The sequence below is a fragment of the Lysinibacillus sp. FSL M8-0134 genome (genome assembly GCF_038069745.1).
GTDB classification, from domain to species: Bacteria; Bacillota; Bacilli; order Bacillales_A; family Planococcaceae; genus Lysinibacillus; species Lysinibacillus irui.
Map to the genome: position 1 here is coordinate 391,207 of NZ_JBBPAJ010000001.1, position 22,086 is coordinate 413,292.

Genomic DNA, 22,086 nt, shown 5'->3' on the forward strand with positions numbered 1-22,086 from the left:
ACACCCTTTCATAGTTCCATGGTTTTAAATATAGCATAGGTTGAGTGGGTTGGCAGTTTAACTGAAGCGAAATTTGTTAAATGTCGATGAAAAGATCTTGAGCAATTGAGATGATAAAACTAAAATTTCAGAAAAAATATTGAATTCAGAAAATATGTATGTTAGGCTAGTGTACATAAAAATGAAGTGAATGCTTCAAAATATAAATAAAAAAAGGATGCGCTTCTTTTATGGGGAACCAAACAATTCAGCAAATGATTCAAGAGAAATATCAAGAGTTGTCCAAAAGTCAACAAAAGGTAGCTACATTCATCTTAAAAAATTTACAGACAGTTGGAGTTCACTCCGCTTCATATGTAGGGGAAAAGGCTGGAGTAAGTGAAACGACAGTTATCCGCTTTTGTTATGCGTTAGGCTTATCTGGTTATGCACAATTACAACGTCAAGTGACAATGCATTTATTTAATGAAGGAAATGCAAGTAGTTTGCAAAATTATTTGCAATCGAAGCAAGCTCTTTTTGAAAATCCACGTTTTTATGTAAAGACTATGGAAAAAGATGCATCACGCATTTTAAATATGGCTAAGAACATTCATGAGGAAGATTTTAATCGAGCTTCAGTATTGCTCCATGAGAAGAAAAAAGTATATATTGCAGGGAATGGCTCCTCCCATTTAGCTGCACAATGGCTTCATTTTACATTAAATCTTTTGAGACCAAATGTTGTACTGTTAAATTTTGAGACAAGTGAGGTCATACGTGCTATCCAAGAGATTGATGAGGATAGTGTAGTAATTATTCTATCGTTCCACCGTTATTTTAAAGAACCGATCCAATTTGCAGCTGAATTACAAGAAAAAAAATGTGAGATTATTGGCATTACTGATTCTCAAATTGCACCTATTACACAATATGCAACCATTACCTTTGTGAACGAACAACAACAAGAAGTGTCCACAATAGATGCTATGCCAGCACTCATAGCATTTTTAAATACTCTAATAGCTGGGATGACTGCACAAGATCATGACTATTATGAAAATCAACGCGTAAAATATGATGATTTCCAAAATAGCTTTTTAGCAAACCGATGGAGTTGACTACTATGAATCAAGTATTACAAAAGTTACAGCCACGTCTGGCAGATATTTTTAAACATTTACATGAACATCCGGAAGTTAGTTGGCAAGAACACAATACAACGCACTATATAGCAAATTTATTGAGAGAGGCCCAGATGGAGCCGCAGCTTTTTGAAGATATGACAGGACTTTATGTTGATATTGGTAAAGGAACACCTAGAGTAGGGTTTCGCACTGATATAGATGCACTTTGGCAGGAGGTGAATGGTGTCTTTCAAGCTAACCATTCTTGTGGACACGATGGTCATATGACGATGGCTATTGGAACTGCATTGCTGTTAAAGGACATGGAGCATTTATTGTCAGGTGCTGTACGCATTCTATTTCAACCTGCTGAGGAAAAGGCACAAGGAGCCCGCGCATTTGTCGAAAAAGGTATTATAGATGATTTAGATTATTTATTTGGTGTTCATGTTCGACCATTAAAGGAATTACAGGATGGGTCATATGCGCCAGCATTATACCACGGAGCAGCAAAGCTTTTTACAGGGACCATTATTGGGGAAGAGGCACATGGCGCACGACCAGAACTTGGCATTAATGCAATTGAGGTTGGAGCAGCGATTGTCGAAGGTCTTCAAAAAATTTGGACGGATCCAACTATCTCTGCCTCTGTCAAAATGACACAGTTTAATGCAGGAGGCACCTCCACAAATATTATTCCTGGTAAAGCTAGCTTTAGCATTGATGCACGAGCCCAAACAAATGAAGTGATGCAGGTAATCACAGAGGGGGTGGAGCGTGTAAAAGCGTCTGTTGAAGCGATGTATGGTGCCAAGATTTTTTTACAGGTCGATGCTCATATAGTGGCAGCATTGGTGGATGATGAAGCCTTACAACATATGAAGGAAGCTATTATTGATGTAGTTGGGGAAAAGGCTTGTGCTCCACCAGTTGTTACACCAGGAGGGGAGGATTTTCATTTTTATACCTATGAACGTCCGAAGCTTAAAGCTACAATGCTTGGATTAGGCTGTGGGGTTACTCCGGGCTTACACCATCCGCAAATGACCTTTAATCAAGATCGGCTTTTAATAGGTGTAAATATTATTACAAGGGCTATTTTAAGAGCATTATAAAGATATAGAAAGAAGAGATAGCTATGATAGAGATAAGAGAAATCAAAACAATAGAACAACTTGAGCAAGTTCAGCAATTAGAGTTTGATGTGTGGGGCATGCCTGCAATTCCTCTCCATCAAACGCTTACCGCAGTGAAAAATGGGGGCATCGTTGTAGGTGCCTATCAAGAAGATAAATTAGTCGGTTTTAGTTATGGTTTTGCGGGTTTTCGAGAAGGCAAAAGCTATCTATGCTCTCATATGTTAGGGATTGATGAAAAATACCGATCCCTAGGTATAGGAGAAAAGTTAAAGTATGAACAGCGAGCTATTGCTATTGATCGTGGCTATGATTTAATGGTATGGACATTTGACCCTCTCGAAACCCGAAATGCTTATCTTAATCTATCTAAATTAAAGGGTATTTGTTATACCTATATAGAAAATTGCTACGGTGAAATGAAGGATGGCTTCAATAAAGGGCTGCCCTCTGATCGATTTGAGGTGAGCTGGCATTTAACTTCAGATTATGTGGTGAATGACATTGCAATAGAAGTAGCGAATGCAATACCAGTGGCAAGCTGTGAACTTACAAAGCAGGGTTTATTATGTTTAGAAATGACTGAAAATTTGGAATTTAAGGAAGAGATGTATACGCTACCTGTTCCTCAGGACTTTCAAGCCTTAAAAGCACAAAATCCTAGCTTAGCATTGGATTGGCGTTTCAAAACAAGAAATATACTAAAGCAGCTATTTTTAGCAGGGTATGCCGCTATTTCACTGCAGCAACAAGAATACTTTAACGAATATGTTTTCGTGAAAAAAGCAGCTTTAAATTTGGAAGGGGCAAATTAAAATGAAAATTACAGAAATCACAATACGACAACTGAAGATGAAATTAAAAGCACCGTTTACAACAAGCTTTGGCACGTTTGATGAGAGGGACTTTTTAGTCCTTGAGGCTAAAGAGGAATCAGGCTTAATTGGTTGGGGAGAATCAGTTGCCTTTCATTCACCTTGGTACAATGAAGAAACACTCCAAACAAACTGGCATATGCTTGAAGACTTCCTCATTCCTCTTATTTTAAATAAAGAGATTCATCACCCTGATGAAGTCAGTCAATTATTTGAGCCCATTCGTAAAAACAATATGGCGAAATCGACGATTGAAGGAGCAATTTGGGATATATATGCGCAGCAAACTGGCCAATCCCTAACAACAGCACTTGGTGGTAAAAAGGATAAAATTGAAGTAGGTATTAGTATTGGAATACAAAATTCAATCGAGGAGTTAGTTGCGTTAGTTGACGGCTATGTTAAGGAAGGCTATAAACGCATGAAAATCAAAATAAAACCAGGCTGGGATGTAGAGGTTATGCGTACATTAAGGGAAACGTTTCCTGATGTAGCCTTTATGGCAGATGCCAATTCAGCCTATCGTCTAGAAGATGCTGAAACATTGAAACAACTTGATGCATTTAACTTAACAATGATTGAGCAACCACTTGCTTCAGATGATATTATCGATCATGCTTCATTGCAAAAATTAATCGAAACACCAATTTGTTTGGACGAAAGTATCCATTCATTAGAAGATGCACGAAAGGCTGTAGAATTAGGTAGCACCAAAATTATAAATATAAAAATTGGTCGTGTTGGTGGCCTAACGGAAGCAAAAAAAATACATGATTATTGTGAGGCCCATAACATTCCTGTATGGTGCGGCGGCATGTTGGAATCTGGTATTGGTCGTGCGCACAATGTGGCCTTAACAACGTTGTCGAATTTTATATTACCAGGAGATACTGCCGGCTCTAATCGATATTGGGAAAAGGATATTATCGAACCAGAAGTAGTTGTAAAAGATGGTTACATTGAAGTACCACAGCAAATAGGAATTGGTTATGAAATAAATAGGGAAACGGTTAGTTCCTTCACAGTCGCACAGAAAACATATCAATAATTAGACTTAAGTTCATATAATAGAATAGTAGGTGTGCTATGAAAAAAAGTTGGCAGATAGGTGGAGCATTTGTAGGCTTAATTGTTGGTGCAGGGTTTGCATCGGGTCAGGAAATTATGCAGTATTTTACAAGCTTTGGCTTGTACAGTATTATAGGTGCCATTGTTGCTACACTTGCCTTCGCATTTTTAGGGATGAGTTTAGCACAATTAGGGACAGATCTACAAACAACATCACATAAAGAGGTTATCTATCATATTGGAGGGCGATATGTAGGCATTATTTTAGATATCGTTATCACGTTTTTCTTATTTGGTGTTGCTGTAGTTATGTTTGCTGGGTCAGGATCGACATTTCATCAAATGTTTGGCATCAATCCAGTGGTTGGTAGTATTTTTATGGTCGTTGTAACCATACTAACCTTACTATTAAATGTTAACAATATTATTAATTTAATAGCATTAGTGACCCCTTATTTAATGGGTATCATTTTTATTATTTTGATATATTCCATTTTTACAATGGATATATCCATCGCAGAGCAAAATGCTTTAGCGAAAGCACAACCGTCTGCAGCGTCTAATTGGCTAATGGGAGCGTTGCTTTATGTTTCCTATAATATCGCTGCTGGTGCTGCAATGTTAATTGTGATGGGTGGAACAGTAAAAGACCGCAAAGTTGCTGGCAGAGGAGGACTACTTGGCGGTTTAATGCTTGGTGTGTTAATTGTACTAATCAATATAGCCATGTTTGCTAAAATAAATGTTGTTGATGGAGCAGCAATGCCAACATTAGAATTAGCAAAACAAATACACCCTATAGTAGGTGTCTTAATGTCCATTGCTTTACTAGGCATGATGTACAATACTGCGGTAGGAATGTTCTATTCATTTACAGTTCGATTTATTGCGCCAGACCATCAATATTTTAAGGTTAGTATTGTAGTTATTGGATTGATAGGTTTTGCTGCAAGCCTAGTAGGATTTACTACATTAGTTGGTAAAGTCTATTCAACAATGGGCTACTTAGGTTTCGCCTTAATTGTTGCTGTTATTATTTCATGGCTCCGTAAACTACCGAAAGTTGTATAAAAAGGAATTTTCCCTTGTGTTAATGCGAGGGAAATTTTTTTGTATTTTGTAATGAAAGAAAGATGTACATCATACAATTGATTTGTGTTTGTGAAATCCTTTAATTCTGTTTTAGGTAAAAATTATGCTCGAAATTATAGAAAAAAGCTATTTGTTGCTAGACACCAATTTTTGAGAATGCTATATTTATATTGTCATAGTATTTTTATAATTAGGAAAAAACAGAATGCTTTATGGATTTAAATACTTTTTCCTGATTATAAGGAGTGATGGAGTATAGAGCTAGATGAAGGATGATAGGTGCCTATGGTAAAAAAAACGTTAAAACAAAGAATTGTAGACGCTTCAGTTGAATTGTTTCAGCAAGATGGTTATCACAATGTAACTGTCGATCGCATTGTAGAATACATTGGGGCATCAAAGGGTGGGTTTTATCATAATTTTAAATCAAAAGACGAACTGTTATATGAAATTCATGATGTCTTTATTTCGTATGTTATTCAACAATCACAGGATGCATATGACAAATATGATACACCCATCAAACGTCTATGTGCCATGCTACAAACGCTGACACAAGTATTCGATATGTATCAAGCACATATTACAATTTTTTATGAGGAGAGTCGCTCACTTTCAGATGAATATAGTGACACGATTCATAAAAAGCGAGACCACTATCGTGATATTTTACAAAGAGTGATAGCCGAGGGTCAAGAAACAAAAGATTTTCGTACAGAATTACCTTGTACAATTGTCACAATGGCAATTGTTGGGATGATTAACTGGACATATAAATGGTTTAAGCAATCAGGGCCATTAACAATGGAGCAAATTACTGAAGTTTTTACTGATATGGTATTACGTGCGATTGTAACGGAACAAGCAATGGAAGAAGCGAAGCAATTTATGATAAAGGGGTAGCCAGTAGGAAACGCTGGTTTTATTATTTGTTTTTACAGACCGACTAGTCGGTATTTGCTTGTCATTAAGCTACATCTACTATGACAAATTGAACATTAGGGGGATTAGGGATGAATTTTGAATTAACAAAAGAGCAAGCAATGATTCGAGACATGGTGCGTGATTTTGCTGAGAAAGAGATTAAACCGTATGCTCGTGAGGTTGATGAGACATCAACAATGAGAATAGAGAGCTTTAAGAAGATGGCGGAACTAGGTTTATTGGGTATCCCATTTCCTGAAGAATATGGTGGTTCAGGTGGGGATACGGTGTCCTATGCTTTAGCTGTAGAGGAGATTGGTCGTGCATGTGGGGGAACAGGTTTAAGCTACGCTGCTGCTGTTAGCCTAGGCGCTTCGCCAATTTACAACTTCGGTACAGAGGAGCAAAAGCAAGAATGGTTAGTGCCTTTAGCAAAGGGTGAGACATTAGGAGCATTCGGTTTAACAGAACCCAATGCAGGTTCAGATGCTGGTGGCACGCGCACCACAGCTGTTATTGATGGTGATGACTACATTATTAACGGAGAAAAATGTTGGATTACCAATGCAGGATACGCTCGACAAATTATTGTAACTGCGGTAACTGGTAAACGTGAAGATGGAAAAAAAATTATTTCTTCTATTATTGTGCCAACAAATACACCTGGTGTAACGATTAACTGTAATTATGACAAAATGGGTGTTCGTGGCTCCAATACTTGTGAGATTGTGTTGCAAAACGTTCGTGTGCCAAGAGCAAATCTTTTAGGGGACGAAAAGCGAGGCTTTAGCCAGTTTTTAAATACACTTGATGGTGGACGTATTTCGATTGCTGCTCTTTCTGTTGGGATTGCACAGGCTGCTTATGAGAAGGCACTAAAGTTCGCAAAGGAACGTGAACAATTTGGTGCGCCTATTTCGAAGCTACAAGCGATCCAATTTAAATTAGCTGATATGGCGATGGAAATAGAGCTTGCTCGTACATTAGTACATAAGGCGGCATGGCTGAAAGATCAAAAGAAACCATTCGGCAAAGAGGCTGCAATGGCTAAACTATTTGCTTCTGAAATGGGCTTCCGTACATGTAATCAGGCAATTCAAATTCATGGTGGTTCAGGGTATATGAAAGAATACGATGTAGAGCGTCATTTACGTGACATCAAGTTAATGGAAATAGGTGAAGGTACATCTGAAATTCAACGACTCGTCATTTCTCGTCTAATTGGCTGTTAATTCTATTTAATTATGCTTCGGCATAATTTGTCCCGAATCGGCTTTGTGCTTGCACAAAGCACTCCTTTCCGATTCCACGGCATTCGCCGAAGGCTTTCACTTCTTTTAGTGGATGTTTGGACATCCACTGAAAGTAGCTTGAATCCGCATTTATCTCATCACCAATAGAGGTGGGAGATCTCTGCTGAAAGAAGTAAGCATAAATATAAGGGGGATCTTAATGGCAGAACTGGTGTATCAAACAATTGGTCAATTGCTAGATGAACAATCGAAAAAGTATCCACAGAATGAAGCTTTAGTTTACGCTGATAGAGATTTACGTATGACTTATGAGCAGCTAAATTATCAAGCACGACTTGTTGCGAGAGGTTTAATGGCTTTAGGAATTGAAAAGGGTGACCATATCGCGGTGTGGACAACGAATGTTCCGGAGTGGGTACAGCTTCAATTTGGTACAGGGAAGATGGGTGCGCCCATCGTTACGGTCAATACTAATTATCGTGCAAGCGAGTTGGAGTATTTACTTAAACAATCTGATGCCAAAACGATTTTTTTAATTGAAAATTATCGAGACCATTCTTTTATTAATACACTACAAGAGTTATGTCCAGAGCTTGAACATTGTGAACCAGGTAATTTGCAATCAAAGCGACTGCCTTTATTAAAAAATGTTATTTTAATCGGCGAAACTAAATATCCCGGTGTACTAAATTGGTCAGATGTATTGAAGGCTGCAGAGAAAGTGACTGAGGAACAGTTAGAACAAAGAGAGCAATCTCTACATTATGATGATGTCATTAATATTCAATATACGTCTGGTACAACAGGCTTTCCTAAAGGTGTGATGTTAACGCATTTTAACTTAGTTAACAATGCTGTCAATATTGCGGAGTGCATGCGTTTAACAGCGGAGGATCGTCTATGTATTCCGGTACCATTTTTCCACTGTTTCGGTTGTGTTATAGGAACTTTAGCTATTACAACAAGTGGGGGAACGATGGTACCTGTGCAGGAATTCTCACCTGAAGAGGTGCTAAGAACTGTTCAACAAGAAAAATGTACAGCATTACATGGTGTACCAACGATGTTCATTAGCGAGCTTAATCTACCAAACTTTGCGTCCTTCAATCTTTCGACCTTACGTACAGGAGTGATGGCAGGTTCAAATTGCCCGATAGAGGTCATGAAAGCAGTTATTGAGAAAATGGGTATGACAGATATTACAATCTGCTATGGTCAAACAGAATCATCGCCAGTTATTACACAGACGAGAACAGATGACCCGTTAGAGTTAAAAGTGGAAACAGTTGGCCGTGCATTACCCAACTTGGAAGTGAAAATTGTTGTTCCAGGTACAACGGATGAAGCGCCTAGGAATGAACAAGGCGAGTTATGTACAAGAGGCTACCATGTAATGAAGGGCTACTATAAAAACCAGGAAGAAACAGAGCTTGCTATTGATCAGGAAGGCTGGCTGCATACAGGTGACTTGGCAACAATGGATGAAGCTGGTTATGTGCGTGTGACAGGTCGTTTGAAAGATATGATAATTCGCGGAGGAGAAAATTTATATCCTCGTGAAATTGAGGAATTTCTTTATACACATCCAAAAATTTCAGATGTCCAGGTTGCTGGTGTACCCGATCCTATTTACGGAGAGGAAGCGGCAGCTTGGATTATTTTGAAAGAAGGGGAGCAAGTGACCGAAGAAGAGATTCGAGAATTTTGTCGAGATAAGATCTCTAGACATAAAATTCCAAAACATATTTTCTTTATCGATAACTATCCAATGACTGCATCTGGAAAAGTTCAAAAATATAAATTACGAGAAGATTTTATGATGACCGTACAGTAAGGGGGGCTAGTGGATATGTTCAACAAAATATTAATTGCCAATCGTGGGGAGATTGCTAGACGTGTGATTAGGACATGTAAGCGCCTAAATATTCATACGGTTGCTATATATTCCGAGGCAGATGCAGAAAGTTTGCATGTAAAGGATGCAAATGAGGCTTACTGTGTTGGAAAAGCACCTGTTGCACAGAGCTATTTAAATATTGACCGTATTCTTGAAATCGCAAAAGAAAGTGGCGTAGAGGCCGTTCATCCTGGATATGGTCTACTATCAGAAAATGCAGAGTTTGCGAAGCGATGCACAGAGGCAGGTTTAGTATTTATTGGACCAAGTGCTGATGTAATAGCTTCAATGGGCAGTAAATTAGAGGCTCGTAAAACGATGAAAGCTGCTGGTGTGCCTATTGTAGAGGGAGTAGAACATCCTGTCAAAGATGTAGCAGAAGCTACTAATATCGCCGAGCGTTTAGGTTATCCAATTATGTTAAAGGCCTCGGCTGGAGGTGGCGGTATCGGTATGCAGCTTGTTGACAATGCTGAGGAACTAGCCAAGGCTTTTGAGGGAAATCAAAAGCGTGCTCAGTCATTTTTCGGTGATGGCACAATGTATATGGAACGATTTATCGCCAATCCTCATCATGTAGAAGTGCAAATTATCGCAGATCATCAAGGTAATGTCGTTCCTTTATTTGAACGTGAATGCTCTATTCAACGTAGAAATCAAAAAGTTGTAGAAGAAGCGCCATCACCGTTTATTTCTCAAGAGACTAGAGAAAAAATGCTTGAAGCATCAGTTAAGGCTGCAAAGCATATTGGCTATGTCAATGCTGGAACAATAGAGTACTTGGTAGATGAAAATCAAAACTTTTACTTCTTAGAAATGAATACAAGATTACAAGTAGAGCATCCCGTAACAGAGGAAATTACCAAGCTTGATCTAGTAGAAGAGCAATTAAAAATTGCTGCTAAGCAAGCTCTAACATTTACGAGAGAAAGTATTACTAAAGAAGGGCATGCCATTGAGGTGCGTATATACGCTGAAAATCCTTCTACGTTTTTCCCTTCGCCAGGTACTATTACAGCGCTTGAATTACCAACAGGTGAAGGGATTAGACATGAATGTGGTGTCGAAGCAGGTTCAGCCGTAACACCATTTTATGATCCAATGATAAGTAAGCTAGTAGTGTGGGGAGAAACGAGAGAAATTGCCTGTGAAAGGTTAATCCAAGCATTAAAAGCATATAAAGTCGAGGGAATTCAAACGAATATTCCAATGCTATTGAAAACTGTGACACATAATCAATTTTTAAAAGGCGATACAACAACTAAATTTGTAGAGCAATATTATTTACCACAATTAGCAGAAACAAAATAGAATTTCAATGCATTCGTGCTTCTTAGAAAGGGCGAATGCATGACTAAATAACGAGGAGCGAATGACAATGGCAACAGTAAAAGCAAGCATGGCAGGTACAGTGTGGAAAATCGTTGTAACAGAAGGTGAGAAAGTGACAGCAGGTCAAGATGTAGCTATTTTAGAATCAATGAAAATGGAAATTCCAATTGCTGCAGAAGAGGATGGCGTGGTGACAAAAATTATCGCTAATGAAGGAGATTTCATTAACGTTGACGATGATATTTTAGAAATTGAATAAGAGGAGGCCTCTTTATGCAGCTACCTAAGCATGTCATGATCAAAGAAGTGGGTCCCCGTGATGGTTTGCAAAATGAAAAAACACATATTACCACGGTAGATAAAGTACAACTAGTCAATCTATTAAGTCAAACAGGATTAAGTTACATCGAAGTGACTTCATTTGTTCATCCGAAATGGATTCCTCAATTGGCGGATGCAGTCGAAGTTCTTCGAGCTATCAAAAGGAATAAGGATATTACCTATGCAGCACTTGTACCCAATATGCGTGGCTTAGAACGTGCATTACAGGCTGAAGTAGATGAAGTTAGTATTTTCATGTCTGCAAGTGAGAGCCATAATCAAAGCAATATTAATAAAACAATAGAAGAGACCTTTCCAATATTAGAGGAAGTCGTTATAGGGGCAAAAGCAGCAAAGAAAAAAGTTCGAGGTTATATCTCAACAGTTATTGGTTGTCCCTATGAGGGATATATCCATCCAGACAAGGTACTGCGTGTAACGGATAAATTACTGGAAATGGGCGTGGCTGAAATATCACTTGGTGACACAATTGGTGTTGGTGTACCAACACAGGTTGAGTATCTTTTAGAGGAATTACTAAAAAGATATGTACCTGAAAAGTTTGCCATGCATTTTCATGATACACGAGGCACGGCACTAGCTAATATTATGAAATCCTTAGAAATGGGGATTACAAAGTTTGATAGTGCACTTGGTGGATTAGGGGGCTGTCCATATGCTAAGGGAGCTTCAGGAAATGTAGCTACAGAAGATTTGTTGTATTTATTCGATGAGATGGGCATTGAAACAGGAATAGATCGCCAGAAAGTGCTAGAGGCAGCACTCTATATTGAAGAGAAATTAGGAAAAGCTGTTGCATCGAAGCAAATGGCCATTGTCCGTAATGAAAGGAGTGCAAATCAACTATGACGCAACTTGTTCGTTTTGAATTACTGGAGGGGAGTGTTGGGCTTATTACCCTTTCGAGGCCAGAAGCTGCAAATGCAATGTCTGTTCAGTTACTTCGTGAGTTGTCAGACACACTTGATCAAATGAATGGCAATCCTGCAGTGCGTGTAGTTTTACTGACAGGTGAAGGGGAAAAGGCATTTTGCGCAGGCGCTGATCTAAAAGAGCGCAAAGGGATGTCTGATCGCCAAGTAAAGCAAATCGTGCAACTAATTGGGTCGACGGTGGCAAAAGTTGAGACACTTGCACAGCCTGTCATAGCAGTGCTTAATGGCGTAGCTTTTGGAGGTGGTCTAGAGTTGGCATTAGCTTGTGATTTACGTATTGCCGCTACACATGTCCAGCTAGGTCTAACTGAAACCTCTCTCGGAATTATTCCAGGTGCTGGTGGAACACAACGCCTTCCACGTCTAATTGGCCTAGGTAAAGCGAAGGAATTGATTTATACAGCACGTAGGCTGAATGCTGAAGAAGCTAAAAATTACGGTATTGTTGAGCATGTTTATGAAGGACATGAGGTAATGGAAAAGGCACAACAGCTTGCGCTGGAAATGGCTAAAAATGCACCACTTTCTTTAGTGCAAGCTAAAGTCGCGATCAATCAGGGTGTTGAGGTAGATTTAGCTACCGGATTAAAAATTGAATCACTTGCATATAGTGCATTGATCCCAACAGAAGACCGATTAGAGGGCTTGCTGGCTTTCCAAGAAAAGCGAACACCACAATATTCAGGGAAATAAAGCACTAAAACATATTTCGGTGTAATTGATTGGGCAAAGGGAGGAATAAACATGAGCAATATCTCGACTGAAAATACACCACCTACAATGAAAGACAAAATTTTAACAGGTGGTTTACCAAAATATCATGATAAAAATGCACAACAAGGCAAGCTATTTGTACGTGAACGTCTTGAACTATTACTAGACGATGGTCTTCAATCAGAGGATGGACTTTATGCAAACTGTTTGGCAGGAGATTTGCCGGCAGATGGTGTTGTTACTGGTATTGGTAAAATACATGGACGCACAGTTTGTGTGTTAGCCAATGATTCTACTATTAAAGCAGGCTCTTGGGGAAAACGCACTGTTGAAAAAATGATTCGCATTCAAGAAACTGCTGAAAAGCTAAATTGTCCATTATTATATTTAGTTGATTCAGCAGGTGCACGTATTACAGATCAGTTAGAAATGTTCCCAGGACGTAGAGGCGCGGGGCGCATTTTCTACAACCAAGTAAAGCTGTCAGGAAAAGTTCCGCAAATTTGCTTATTGTTTGGACCTTCTGCAGCAGGTGGTGCTTATATTCCTGCATTTTGTGATATTGTTGTCATGGTGGAAGGCAATGCTTCAATGTATTTAGGCTCTCCTCGAATGGCTGAAATGGTGATCGGTGAGAAAGTAGATTTAGAAACAATGGGTGGCGCAAAAATGCACTGTTCAGTCTCGGGCTGTGGAGATGTGCTTGTCAAAACAGAACAAGAGGCTATTGCTTATGCTCGAAAATACTTAGGCTATTTCCCTAATAACTACGCAGAACGAAGCAAAGTAGAGGTACCTAAACCACCCGCTTCATTTGATAAATCTATTGAGGAATTAATCCCTGAAAATCAAAATGTTCCTTTCGATATGTATAAATTAATTGATCGAATTATCGATCAAGATTCGTTTTGTGAGGTAAAGAAATTATTTGCACCTGAACTAATTACAGGTCTTGCACGAATTAATGGGCAATCAGTAGGCATAATCGCTAACCAACCTCGCGTTAAGGGAGGCGTGCTATTCCATGACTCGGCTGATAAAGCAGCAAAATTCATCTCACTTTGTGACGCATTTAATATTCCCCTGTTATTCCTAGCAGACGTTCCTGGCTTCATGATAGGTACACAGGTAGAGAAAGCAGGAATTATCCGTCATGGTGCAAAAATGATTTTTGCTATGAGTGAAGCAACTGTTCCTAAGCTAACGGTCATTGTTCGTAAAGCATATGGGGCAGGTTTATACGCAATGGCAGGTCCAGCATTTGAACCAGATTGCTGTATTGCATTATCTAATGCGCAAATTGCCGTAATGGGGCCAGAAGCAGCGGTCAATGCTGTTTATGCTAATAAAATCGCAGAGCTTCCGAAAGAAGAGCAAGCAAGCTTTATTGCCGAAAAGCGTAAAGAGTACCAAGAGGAAATAGATGTGTATCGTTTAGCATCAGAGCTCATTATCGATGATGTAATTGAGCCGAATGATTTACGCAAAGTACTAGAAAATCGCTTAGAGCTTTATATGTCAAAATACTTATTATTCTCACAGCGTAAGCATGGGGTAAATCCAGTATAACCATATACTTAATTGAAGGGCTGTCTCCGCTATTAGGGGCAGCTTTTTCAATGTTAATTTTTTCAGCTACTTGCATGGTGTAGAGTAGCATATTAAAATATGAAAAGGAATAAAGGGAAGTGGGTGTTAAGCTTGTCTAAAAACAACATAACGGATGTTCAGGGTAATGCTAAGCTCCCATTACCATATCGAGATGTCATTGATACATATTATTTGCCATTAAAGGTCACGGGTTGGATTTTATTTAGTATTTATTCATTTATAGCTTTTTATAAGTTAGTCATTGATCGCTTAGTAAATGTCGTAGTTGTTTTATTTAAGGGTGATTATTCTATAGGTGATTTAGGCTTGTTTGATTATAGTAGCTGGCGATTAACTACGAATTTTGTTCCCTTTGAAACGATTCTCCGCTATATAAACTATTCTCAATATTTTAATTGGGATATCATAATCGTAAATCTTCTTGGTAACTTATTAATTTTTACTCCAATGGGCTTTTTATTGCCATTATTATCGAAGAAATTTCGAAAAGCATGGGTCATTATTTGTTTGGGCTTTTTCGCAAGTCTATCAGTAGAAACCATACAATTTATTTTTACGGTTGGCTCTGCTGATATTGATGATTTAATTTTGAATACAATTGGTGCATGGTTTGGTTATTTAGCTTATAAGGGCATATTGATTAGACCAAAAAAGTGAGAAAAACAGTCCTGTTTTAAGGGCTGTTTTTTATATTGGTGAAAACTTTACTGAAATAGAAATGAAAATTGTCAATGAATAAAGGTCTTTATACCTAATGAAAAAAATAATTAATATCTCTTTAGGTGGTTAGTAGTCATTTCTACTTGAATTTAATAATGAAAATTCCGATAATGAGTGTACAGAAACTGTTCAGATGGTATAGATATAGTGTTAGAAGATATGTTCATATCTAGTATCTTATTGGCATATGAAAATAGAAGGGCGAGGTGAAAACTATGAAAATATTGAATTCTATGGAGCAAGACAGAGTTTCATCGCAATATAATCGTAAAAAGATCTTGCAACGAAAAGAGGCTGGAGACGCCTATCGAAAAAATGCCATGTATTTTCAGCCAAAGAAAAATCCATTATTGCTGGAGCTTGAAAATTTACTTTTAGGGCGTACAGATCAAGACTTATATGAGCAACAACAAGAAAAGGCAAAAGAAGTAACGCCTCAACAGCAAGCAATAATGGAAGATTTACAACAAACCGAAGCTTATGTACGTGCACATGAGCATGCCTATAAAGCAGGGGCTACTGATAACATTGATTCTTCTGCTGTATCCAATCTAGAGCAAAATGACACATTACAAATTTTAGAGCAGGTACGACATGCAGCATTAGCACCGACAGAGCCTTCACCGCAAGATTTACGTGTGGTACAAAGTGTCAACGCGCAAATACAGCAAATGTTAAATAATTCGCATTCTGCAGATGACATAATAGAAGAAGGTGAGCCATCTTTTGTACGTGACATGATTGAGGTAAAGGTTCCTGAACGTTTCTCCAAGGAATTGAATTTGGACCCATTTGCAGATACAATTTTCGGTAAGAACTATGAGATTGCATTTAAGTTGAGAACATTCAAACAGGCCTCAGAAAAATATGTAGCTCACGTTCAAATGACGAAAAATGGCTATCGTCCAGATAAGGATCCTATGTTCTCTTTGATAGCCTGATGCTGTAGATAGGAGATTATTGACATGGCAAAGGCAAAGCATGCGAAAACAAACGCAATTCGATTATTAGAACAACAAAAAATCCATTTCGATGTGATTGAATATGAAATTGGAGACGGTCAGGTTGATGGTGTCTCTGTTGCTGAGAAAATTGGTCAGCCTGTTGCTCGTGTGTTTAAAACACTAGTAGCAAAGGCAAGCGCACAAAAGCTTTTTGTATTTGTCATTCCAGTGGCTGAAGAGCTGGATTTAAAAGCTGCTGCAAAGGTAGTTGGGGAAAAGAAAATCGAAATGCTCGCAGTAAAAGATTTACTTGGCTATACCGGCTATGTTCGTGGTGGATGTTCCCCAGTAGGAATGAAGAAATTATACCCAACAGTCATTGACGATTCCGCACAAGAGCAAGGTAGTATTATTGTGAGTGCAGGGAAAATAGGCATGCAAATCCATGTTCAGTTAGAGGATTTAATAACTGTTACAAAGGCGCAGCTTGCTCCAATTACAACTACCCATGCGTAAGAAAATGGGTAGTTATTTTTATGTATGATTAATACTACAGCATAAGCAAGAACTCTCTATTTTCATAGAAAATATGATACAGTAGTGCAATATCATACATAGAGAGAAGGGTACGAAATGCGGAAAATAATGGGGTGGCGTTGGGCATTCTTTATTGGAGGCTTAATTGTAATGTCACTTGGCATCACAATGTCCATAAAAGGGAAAATTGTTGGTACAAGCCCTTGGGATGTCTTGCATGTTGGATTATTTCAAAACTTTGGGCTAAGTATTGGGACATGGTCAATTTTAACAGGGCTTTTTATAGTTGCTTCAACATCTATTGTGTTGCGCGAATGGCCCAAAATAGGCACTTGGTTAAATATGCTGTTAATTGGCTCATTTATTGATGTATTTAACTGGCTATTGCCGTCAACAGATGTTTACAGTCTTCAGATTACATATTTTATCATTGGTTTATTTGTTTTAAGCTTCGGCTGTGGTATGTATATTGCGCCAAATATGGGGGCAGGTCCACGTGATACCTTAATGATGATCCTTGTTGAAAAGTTTGGTGGATCCATTAAAACAGCTAGAATGGGTATCGAGGTTTTGGTGACAATTGTAGGCTGGCTTCTAGGTGGGCCGGTAGGAGTGGGCACGGTATTAATTGCTTTAACTTCAGGCTATATTGTGCAGTATTCATTACCATATTGTCGTAAGCTTTTAATGAAATGTATTGGGAATATAGAGGGTATGAAGCCATTCTATTAAATTAAGAAGCTACTTTTATCTGTCAGGGAGAAGAGTAGCTTTTCATCTTTTTTAGCGTTCTTTCATATAATGCAGGGCAGAAGCTAAAGGAGGAACGACATTTGAATGGAAATGTAACATATTATTTTGGACACGCATTGACTGGGCAAGGTGTGAAACATTTATATAAAGAGATGATGGAAGAAGCGGAGCTTGTTTATTTTTTGCAAGGCGCGCCAACTTTTAAAGGGTCAGAACTGTTAAAAGAGCTAGGTTATTTTTATGTTAAACAAGGCTTTGCAGTCGAGTGGTTTAAGCACGCTTTATTAGAGGAGGTTGTTGAAGCCGTTTATGTAAAGGGCTGTAATAGACTTTTTGTATGGGCCTCTGAATGGAACATTGAGCCAACGCTGCTCGGTACAAAGCATCGTGTATTATCCTTTTATGATTGTTTAGAGGATGTGCAGCTTGAAAAGGTTGGTGAACAGCTAGCTACGGCAATGGAGGAGCGAGCAACATGGCGTGATAAATGTATTGCAAAGCTAAATCATGCAATCAAGCTTCATGATGATTGGGAGGTTGTCACGCAAAGCTGTATGAATTGGCAGGCATTGAATGAACAAGTGGAAAATTTAAAGACAGAGGTATTCCAATCCATTGTCTTAAATAAAACAGGCATGAGGACACATCGTTTACTTGGAACATTAACTCCTAGAGGTGCCGAAAATACAGTTGAAAGTATTACAAAGGGCATCACGACTAGATTGATGATTAAAGGCAAGCCTGGTACAGGTAAATCTTCATTAATGAAGAGCTTAGCTGATGAAGCGAATGCGAGGGGACTTGATGCACAAATCGTCTGGTGTGGTTTGGATGCAGGATCAGTAGATATGGTCATTATTCCAGAATTGAATTTTTGTATCTTTGATAGTACAGAGCCCCATGTCTTTAATCCAGAGGATGGTCGATTAGGGGATAAAATCTTTGATATTGGGCAACATTGTGCACTTTCTGATGAGGCTGAAACGGCCATTGATTTAGTACGTACCCAATATAAAGAAGCGATACAGGATGCGATGGGGCATTCAAAGCGGTATGCAGAAGCAGAATATACTGTTCGCCGGCTATTTGATAATTGTCTATCAGCATCATTATGGCGTGAGAGAACAGCGCCACTATTCGAAAGATTAACAAAGTAATTTAGCTAATGGCTTGCATGTGCTAAACTAGGAGCTAGAACAGTTTTCCTAGGAAAGGATGATACGCTTGTCAAAAGTATTGAATGCATTTTTAGATGAAAACCTACAAGCCTTACATGAACAAGGCTTATACAATGAAATTGATCCAGTAGAGGGCGCAAATGGCCCAATTATTCAGGTTCGTGGCAAAAATCTTGTTAACTTATCCTCTAACAACTATCTTGGATTAGCAACTAATGAAGAATTAAAGCGTATTGCCAAAGAGACAATTGAACAATACGGTGTTGGAGCAGGTGCTGTTCGTACAATCAACGGGACACTTGATCTACACGTTAAATTAGAAGAAAAGCTTGCTGAATTTAAAGGAACAGAAGCGGCTATTTCCTATCAATCAGGCTTTAATTGTAATATGGCAGCCATTTCAGCTGTCATGGATAAAAATGATGCAATTCTTTCTGATCAATTAAACCATGCATCTATTATCGATGGTTGTCGCTTATCAAAGGCAAAAATCATCGCGTTTAATCACTCTGATATGGATGATTTACGTGCTAAGGCAAAAGCGGCGAAAGAATCAGGATTATACAATAAGATTATGGTCATTACAGATGGTGTCTTCTCAATGGATGGTGATATTGCTAAATTACCTGAAATTGTGGAAATTGCTAAGGAATTTGATTTAATTACGTATGTCGATGATGCCCACGGTTCAGGTGTAACAGGAAAAGGGAAAGGAACTGTGAAGCATTTTGGATTAGAAAAAGAAATCGACTTCCAAATTGGTACACTGTCAAAAGCCATTGGTGTTGTGGGTGGCTATGTTGCGGGTAAGAAAAATTTAATTGATTGGTTAAAAGTACGCTCACGTCCATTTTTATTTTCTACAGCATTACCGCCAGGCGATGTAGCAGCGATTACAGCAGCTGTACAAATGCTAATTGATTCCACTGAGCTTCACGATAAGCTTTGGGATAATGGTAACTATTTAAAGGCCGGTTTAGAGAAGCTTGGCTTTAATATCGGTGAGTCTGAAACACCAATTACACCTTGTATCATTGGGGATGAAAAGCTGACACAGGAGTTTTCAAAACGTTTATTCGAAGAGGGCGTTTATGCAAAATCAATTGTCTTCCCAACTGTTCCTAAAGGTACAGGACGTGTTCGTAATATGCCAACAGCTGCACATACAAAAGAAATGCTTGATGATGCGATTGCAATATATGAAAAAGTTGGTCGTGAGTTAGGCGTTATTCAATAAGAAAAAGGCTTCCTCTGAGATGGGGAAGCCTTTTTTTATCAGTTTAACTGGACAGATGGTAAAAATGAGAAATCACTTTATTTCGAGCCAATAATTTTTGCTGCTCTTAACTGTTGCATGTCTTCATCGGTAATATTCAAAGCTCGTAATATTTCTTCATTATGTTGTCCTAAAGTAGGAGCTGCACTTGTTAGCTGACCAGGTGTTTGTGAGAACTTAGCTGGGAAGCCTAATGTACGCATTGGTCCTGCAGTTGGATGGTCATAGGACAAGACCATGCCTCGCTCTAAAATATGTGGATCATTCAATGTTTGATCATAGGAGTAGATAGGACTTGAAGGTACACCATGTTTATCTAAAAGTGCTAGCCAGTAAGTCGCTTTATGCTTCACTAATTCGCTCTCAATTTCTTTCTCTAGTACTTTCACATGTTGAGCACGAGAATAGTTAGTAGCAAAGAGAGGATTGTTTAACCAATCAGGTCGGTTGACAACCTTAGTCGCAAAAATCTCCCACAGCTTTTGATTACCTGCACCTACTAAAATATAGTCATCCTGTGTTTTGAAGCCTTGATAAGGAGCCGAAACACGATGAGCAGTGCCTGTCCGTTCGGGTAACACGCCTTGTCCAAAGTAAGCAGCCGCCTCCCAAACAGTCCATGCAAGTCCGGACTCTACTAAAGAGACATCTATATATTGCCCCTCACCACTGCGCAGCTTATAAATATAAGCCATCAAAATCGATTGTAATGCTGTTTGAGCAGCAGCAATATCATTGACGGCAAAGCCTACTTTTACAGGTCGGCCTTCCGCTTCGCCAGTCATATGCATTAAGCCACTTAATCCTTGGGCCATAATGTCATAGCCACCTTTTTGGCTATAAGGACCTGTTTGACCATAACCTGAAATGGAGCAATAAATAAGGCCAGGGTTGATGTTCTTTAAAGTGTCATAATCAATGCCAAGCTTTTTCGTGACACCAGGTCGATAGTTTTCTACAAGGACATCTACAGATTGAATAAGCTCTTTGAATAATGCTAGTCCCTCAGCCGTTTTTAAATTGATACAAACGCCTTTTTTATTGCGATTGACCATCATATACATATGGCTTTCTTCACTAATAAAAGGACCCATTGTACGTGTATCGTCGCCATTAGGATATTTTTCGATTTTGATTACTTCCGCGCCCATATCTGCTAGGACCATTGTGCAATAAGGACCAGCTAATACTTGGGATAAATCAACAACTCTTATTCCCTTTAATGCCTGTTTCATTTATCTTCAGTCCCATCAATTTTGACTAATGTGATGTTACGTAACCCCTTGACTGAGGTCACACCAGCTAACGCGATGGAAACCTTTAGCTCATCATAAAGATTGGTCATCACTTTCTCGACACCTTGTTGTCCATTAAGAGCTAGTCCATAAACAAATGGACGTCCAATCGCAACAGCATCTGCACCTAAAGCAAGTGCTTTTAGTGCGTCCATACCACGGTACACACCGCTATCTAAAATAATCGGAATTTGTCCATTTACTGTCTCCACAATAGCAGGAAGGGCATCCAGAGAACCGATCACACCATCTAGTTGACGACCACCATGGTTGGAAACAATGATGCCATCGATGCCATTGTCGATTGCTAACCTTGCATCTTCAGCATGTAAAATTCCTTTCAATAATATTGGAAGATTAGTGCGTCGCTTTAACTCTCGAACATGTTCCCAATTGAGTGTGGGGTGGAAGACATTTTGCAGAACCCCCTGTACATAGGACTCAAATGAATCATCAGGCAATGAGGCAGTAAAAACAGGATCATTCATATAATTTCCTTTTGCATAGCCTAGCTTTAGTGGTGAAAATTGGTTGCGCACATCTTCTTCTCGCCAGCCAAGCATTACCGTATCAATCGTTAAAACGATTGCTTCAAATCCAGCTGCCTCTGCTCGTGCAGCCATACTATACGCAATTGCCTCATTTGTAGACCAATACAATTGGAACCATTTTGTTGCTGTTGGAGCAGCTTCGGCAACTTCCTCAAGCGCATAAGTGGAAACTGTACTTTGAATATATGGAATATTTAAATGTTGGGCAGCACGGACAACGGCAAGCTCTCCCTCATCGTGAACCATACCATTCATGCCAACTGGAGCAAAAAGCAATGGAGTTGGATAGGTTTTACCAAACAAATGAATCGACGTATCAACATTAGAGACATCATTTAAAAAGCGGGGTACAATGGAGTATTTTTTAAACGCTGCACGATTGTTGTGTAAAGTTTGTTCACCCCCAGCACCTGAACGTATATAGCCGAAGGGTCCAGCTGCTATTTTTTCTGCAACAGCCTTTTCTAGGTCAGCAAAGCAAATGGGAAAGGGGGCTTGTGCAGTAATATTCTTTAACAGTAGATCGCCATCAGTCGTGTTTGTCATC

21 protein-coding genes are annotated in these 22,086 nt (G+C 38.9%); 19 read left to right on the forward strand and 2 right to left on the reverse strand.

Annotation, left to right across the window (positions count from 1 at the left end; all coding sequences use genetic code 11):
* Window positions 1–230 precede the first annotated feature (230 nt).
* The 19 genes from MKY49_RS02060 to MKY49_RS02150 all read left to right on the forward strand — a co-directional run bounded on the left by MKY49_RS02060 (window position 231) and on the right by MKY49_RS02150 (window position 19,654).
* Window positions 231–1,100 (forward strand): MurR/RpiR family transcriptional regulator, encoded by an 870-nt coding sequence (locus MKY49_RS02060; protein ID WP_341385499.1) that lies wholly within the window; start codon window positions 231–233, stop codon window positions 1,098–1,100.
* Between the two features lie 5 nt (window positions 1,101–1,105).
* Entirely contained in the window at window positions 1,106–2,221 is a 1,116-nt protein-coding gene (locus tag MKY49_RS02065) for a M20 peptidase aminoacylase family protein (protein WP_312505058.1), read from the forward strand.
* A gap of 23 nt (window positions 2,222–2,244) precedes the next feature.
* Entirely contained in the window at window positions 2,245–3,057 is an 813-nt protein-coding gene (locus tag MKY49_RS02070; RefSeq protein WP_274795453.1) for a GNAT family N-acetyltransferase, read from the forward strand.
* 1 nt (window position 3,058) lies between these two features.
* Window positions 3,059–4,165: an o-succinylbenzoate synthase gene (gene menC / locus MKY49_RS02075; protein ID WP_312505057.1), complete on the forward strand. Its 1,107-nt coding sequence runs from the start codon at window positions 3,059–3,061 to the stop codon at window positions 4,163–4,165.
* Between the two features lie 38 nt (window positions 4,166–4,203).
* The gene (locus MKY49_RS02080; protein ID WP_312505055.1) at window positions 4,204–5,256 is read left to right on the forward strand and encodes a YkvI family membrane protein; all 1,053 of its coding nucleotides are present in this window, start codon (window positions 4,204–4,206) and stop codon (window positions 5,254–5,256) included.
* A 306-nt stretch (window positions 5,257–5,562) separates the two neighbouring features.
* Complete coding sequence (locus MKY49_RS02085; protein ID WP_274795455.1) at window positions 5,563–6,180, forward strand: TetR/AcrR family transcriptional regulator; 618 nt, start codon at window positions 5,563–5,565, stop codon at window positions 6,178–6,180.
* 110 nt (window positions 6,181–6,290) lie between these two features.
* A complete protein-coding gene (locus MKY49_RS02090) occupies window positions 6,291–7,433 on the forward strand; it encodes an acyl-CoA dehydrogenase (protein ID WP_274795456.1) in 1,143 nt (380 codons plus the stop codon).
* 220 nt (window positions 7,434–7,653) lie between these two features.
* Window positions 7,654–9,288, forward strand: coding sequence for an AMP-binding protein (locus MKY49_RS02095; protein ID WP_312505052.1), 1,635 nt, complete (start codon window positions 7,654–7,656; stop codon window positions 9,286–9,288).
* 15 nt (window positions 9,289–9,303) lie between these two features.
* A complete protein-coding gene (locus MKY49_RS02100; RefSeq protein WP_274795458.1) occupies window positions 9,304–10,662 on the forward strand; it encodes an acetyl-CoA carboxylase biotin carboxylase subunit in 1,359 nt (452 codons plus the stop codon).
* A 67-nt stretch (window positions 10,663–10,729) separates the two neighbouring features.
* Complete coding sequence (locus tag MKY49_RS02105; RefSeq protein ID WP_004225532.1) at window positions 10,730–10,942, forward strand: acetyl-CoA carboxylase biotin carboxyl carrier protein subunit; 213 nt, start codon at window positions 10,730–10,732, stop codon at window positions 10,940–10,942.
* A 14-nt stretch (window positions 10,943–10,956) separates the two neighbouring features.
* On the forward strand, window positions 10,957–11,874 hold the full coding sequence (locus MKY49_RS02110) for a hydroxymethylglutaryl-CoA lyase (protein WP_322604830.1): 918 nt from the start codon (window positions 10,957–10,959) through the stop codon (window positions 11,872–11,874).
* Window positions 11,871–12,653: an enoyl-CoA hydratase gene (locus MKY49_RS02115; protein WP_341385500.1), complete on the forward strand. Its 783-nt coding sequence runs from the start codon at window positions 11,871–11,873 to the stop codon at window positions 12,651–12,653. The genes MKY49_RS02110 and MKY49_RS02115 overlap by 4 nt, the downstream gene beginning before the upstream one ends.
* Before the next feature lie 51 nt (window positions 12,654–12,704).
* Entirely contained in the window at window positions 12,705–14,243 is a 1,539-nt protein-coding gene (locus MKY49_RS02120; RefSeq protein ID WP_341385501.1) for an acyl-CoA carboxylase subunit beta, read from the forward strand.
* A gap of 123 nt (window positions 14,244–14,366) precedes the next feature.
* Window positions 14,367–14,942: a VanZ family protein gene (locus MKY49_RS02125; protein ID WP_322611400.1), complete on the forward strand. Its 576-nt coding sequence runs from the start codon at window positions 14,367–14,369 to the stop codon at window positions 14,940–14,942.
* Window positions 14,943–15,220: 278 nt separating this feature from the next.
* Window positions 15,221–15,946 carry a hypothetical protein gene (locus MKY49_RS02130; RefSeq protein WP_341385502.1) on the forward strand — a complete coding sequence of 242 codons (726 nt, stop codon included), beginning with the start codon at window positions 15,221–15,223 and terminating at the stop codon, window positions 15,944–15,946.
* Between the two features lie 24 nt (window positions 15,947–15,970).
* Window positions 15,971–16,465 carry a Cys-tRNA(Pro) deacylase gene (gene ybaK, locus MKY49_RS02135; protein WP_274795463.1) on the forward strand — a complete coding sequence of 165 codons (495 nt, stop codon included), beginning with the start codon at window positions 15,971–15,973 and terminating at the stop codon, window positions 16,463–16,465.
* A gap of 117 nt (window positions 16,466–16,582) precedes the next feature.
* Window positions 16,583–17,218, forward strand: coding sequence for a YczE/YyaS/YitT family protein (locus MKY49_RS02140; RefSeq protein WP_274795464.1), 636 nt, complete (start codon window positions 16,583–16,585; stop codon window positions 17,216–17,218).
* Window positions 17,219–17,319: 101 nt separating this feature from the next.
* Window positions 17,320–18,396, forward strand: coding sequence for a nucleotide kinase (locus tag MKY49_RS02145; protein WP_274795465.1), 1,077 nt, complete (start codon window positions 17,320–17,322; stop codon window positions 18,394–18,396).
* Between the two features lie 58 nt (window positions 18,397–18,454).
* Window positions 18,455–19,654 carry a glycine C-acetyltransferase gene (locus tag MKY49_RS02150; RefSeq protein ID WP_274795466.1) on the forward strand — a complete coding sequence of 400 codons (1,200 nt, stop codon included), beginning with the start codon at window positions 18,455–18,457 and terminating at the stop codon, window positions 19,652–19,654.
* 77 nt (window positions 19,655–19,731) lie between these two features.
* Here MKY49_RS02150 and MKY49_RS02155 read toward each other — a convergent pair whose 3' ends face one another.
* Together MKY49_RS02155 and MKY49_RS02160 are read right to left on the reverse strand one after the other, a co-directional pair.
* Window positions 19,732–20,928 carry a CaiB/BaiF CoA transferase family protein gene (locus MKY49_RS02155; protein ID WP_274795467.1) on the reverse strand — a complete coding sequence of 399 codons (1,197 nt, stop codon included), beginning with the start codon at window positions 20,926–20,928 and terminating at the stop codon, window positions 19,732–19,734.
* Window positions 20,925–22,085: an alpha-hydroxy acid oxidase gene (locus MKY49_RS02160; protein ID WP_274795468.1), complete on the reverse strand. Its 1,161-nt coding sequence runs from the start codon at window positions 22,083–22,085 to the stop codon at window positions 20,925–20,927. The genes MKY49_RS02155 and MKY49_RS02160 overlap by 4 nt, the downstream gene beginning before the upstream one ends.
* Window position 22,086: the final 1 nt, after the last annotated feature.

Coding starts and splice junctions, on each gene's coding strand:
- menC (WP_312505057.1), top strand. CDS start 3,059: ATGAAAATTACAGAAATCACAATACGACAACTGAAGATGAAATTAAAA.
- MKY49_RS02070 (WP_274795453.1), top strand. CDS start 2,245: ATGATAGAGATAAGAGAAATCAAAACAATAGAACAACTTGAGCAAGTT.
- MKY49_RS02095 (WP_312505052.1), top strand. CDS start 7,654: ATGGCAGAACTGGTGTATCAAACAATTGGTCAATTGCTAGATGAACAA.
- MKY49_RS02100 (WP_274795458.1), top strand. CDS start 9,304: ATGTTCAACAAAATATTAATTGCCAATCGTGGGGAGATTGCTAGACGT.
- MKY49_RS02150 (WP_274795466.1), top strand. CDS start 18,455: ATGATACGCTTGTCAAAAGTATTGAATGCATTTTTAGATGAAAACCTA.
- MKY49_RS02130 (WP_341385502.1), top strand. CDS start 15,221: ATGAAAATATTGAATTCTATGGAGCAAGACAGAGTTTCATCGCAATAT.
- MKY49_RS02140 (WP_274795464.1), top strand. CDS start 16,583: ATGCGGAAAATAATGGGGTGGCGTTGGGCATTCTTTATTGGAGGCTTA.
- MKY49_RS02090 (WP_274795456.1), top strand. CDS start 6,291: ATGAATTTTGAATTAACAAAAGAGCAAGCAATGATTCGAGACATGGTG.
- MKY49_RS02085 (WP_274795455.1), top strand. CDS start 5,563: ATGGTAAAAAAAACGTTAAAACAAAGAATTGTAGACGCTTCAGTTGAA.
- MKY49_RS02060 (WP_341385499.1), top strand. CDS start 231: ATGGGGAACCAAACAATTCAGCAAATGATTCAAGAGAAATATCAAGAG.
- MKY49_RS02115 (WP_341385500.1), top strand. CDS start 11,871: ATGACGCAACTTGTTCGTTTTGAATTACTGGAGGGGAGTGTTGGGCTT.
- MKY49_RS02160 (WP_274795468.1), bottom strand. CDS start 22,085: ATGACAAACACGACTGATGGCGATCTACTGTTAAAGAATATTACTGCA.
- MKY49_RS02080 (WP_312505055.1), top strand. CDS start 4,204: ATGAAAAAAAGTTGGCAGATAGGTGGAGCATTTGTAGGCTTAATTGTT.
- MKY49_RS02105 (WP_004225532.1), top strand. CDS start 10,730: ATGGCAACAGTAAAAGCAAGCATGGCAGGTACAGTGTGGAAAATCGTT.
- MKY49_RS02155 (WP_274795467.1), bottom strand. CDS start 20,928: ATGAAACAGGCATTAAAGGGAATAAGAGTTGTTGATTTATCCCAAGTA.
- MKY49_RS02065 (WP_312505058.1), top strand. CDS start 1,106: ATGAATCAAGTATTACAAAAGTTACAGCCACGTCTGGCAGATATTTTT.
- MKY49_RS02120 (WP_341385501.1), top strand. CDS start 12,705: ATGAGCAATATCTCGACTGAAAATACACCACCTACAATGAAAGACAAA.
- MKY49_RS02110 (WP_322604830.1), top strand. CDS start 10,957: ATGCAGCTACCTAAGCATGTCATGATCAAAGAAGTGGGTCCCCGTGAT.
- ybaK (WP_274795463.1), top strand. CDS start 15,971: ATGGCAAAGGCAAAGCATGCGAAAACAAACGCAATTCGATTATTAGAA.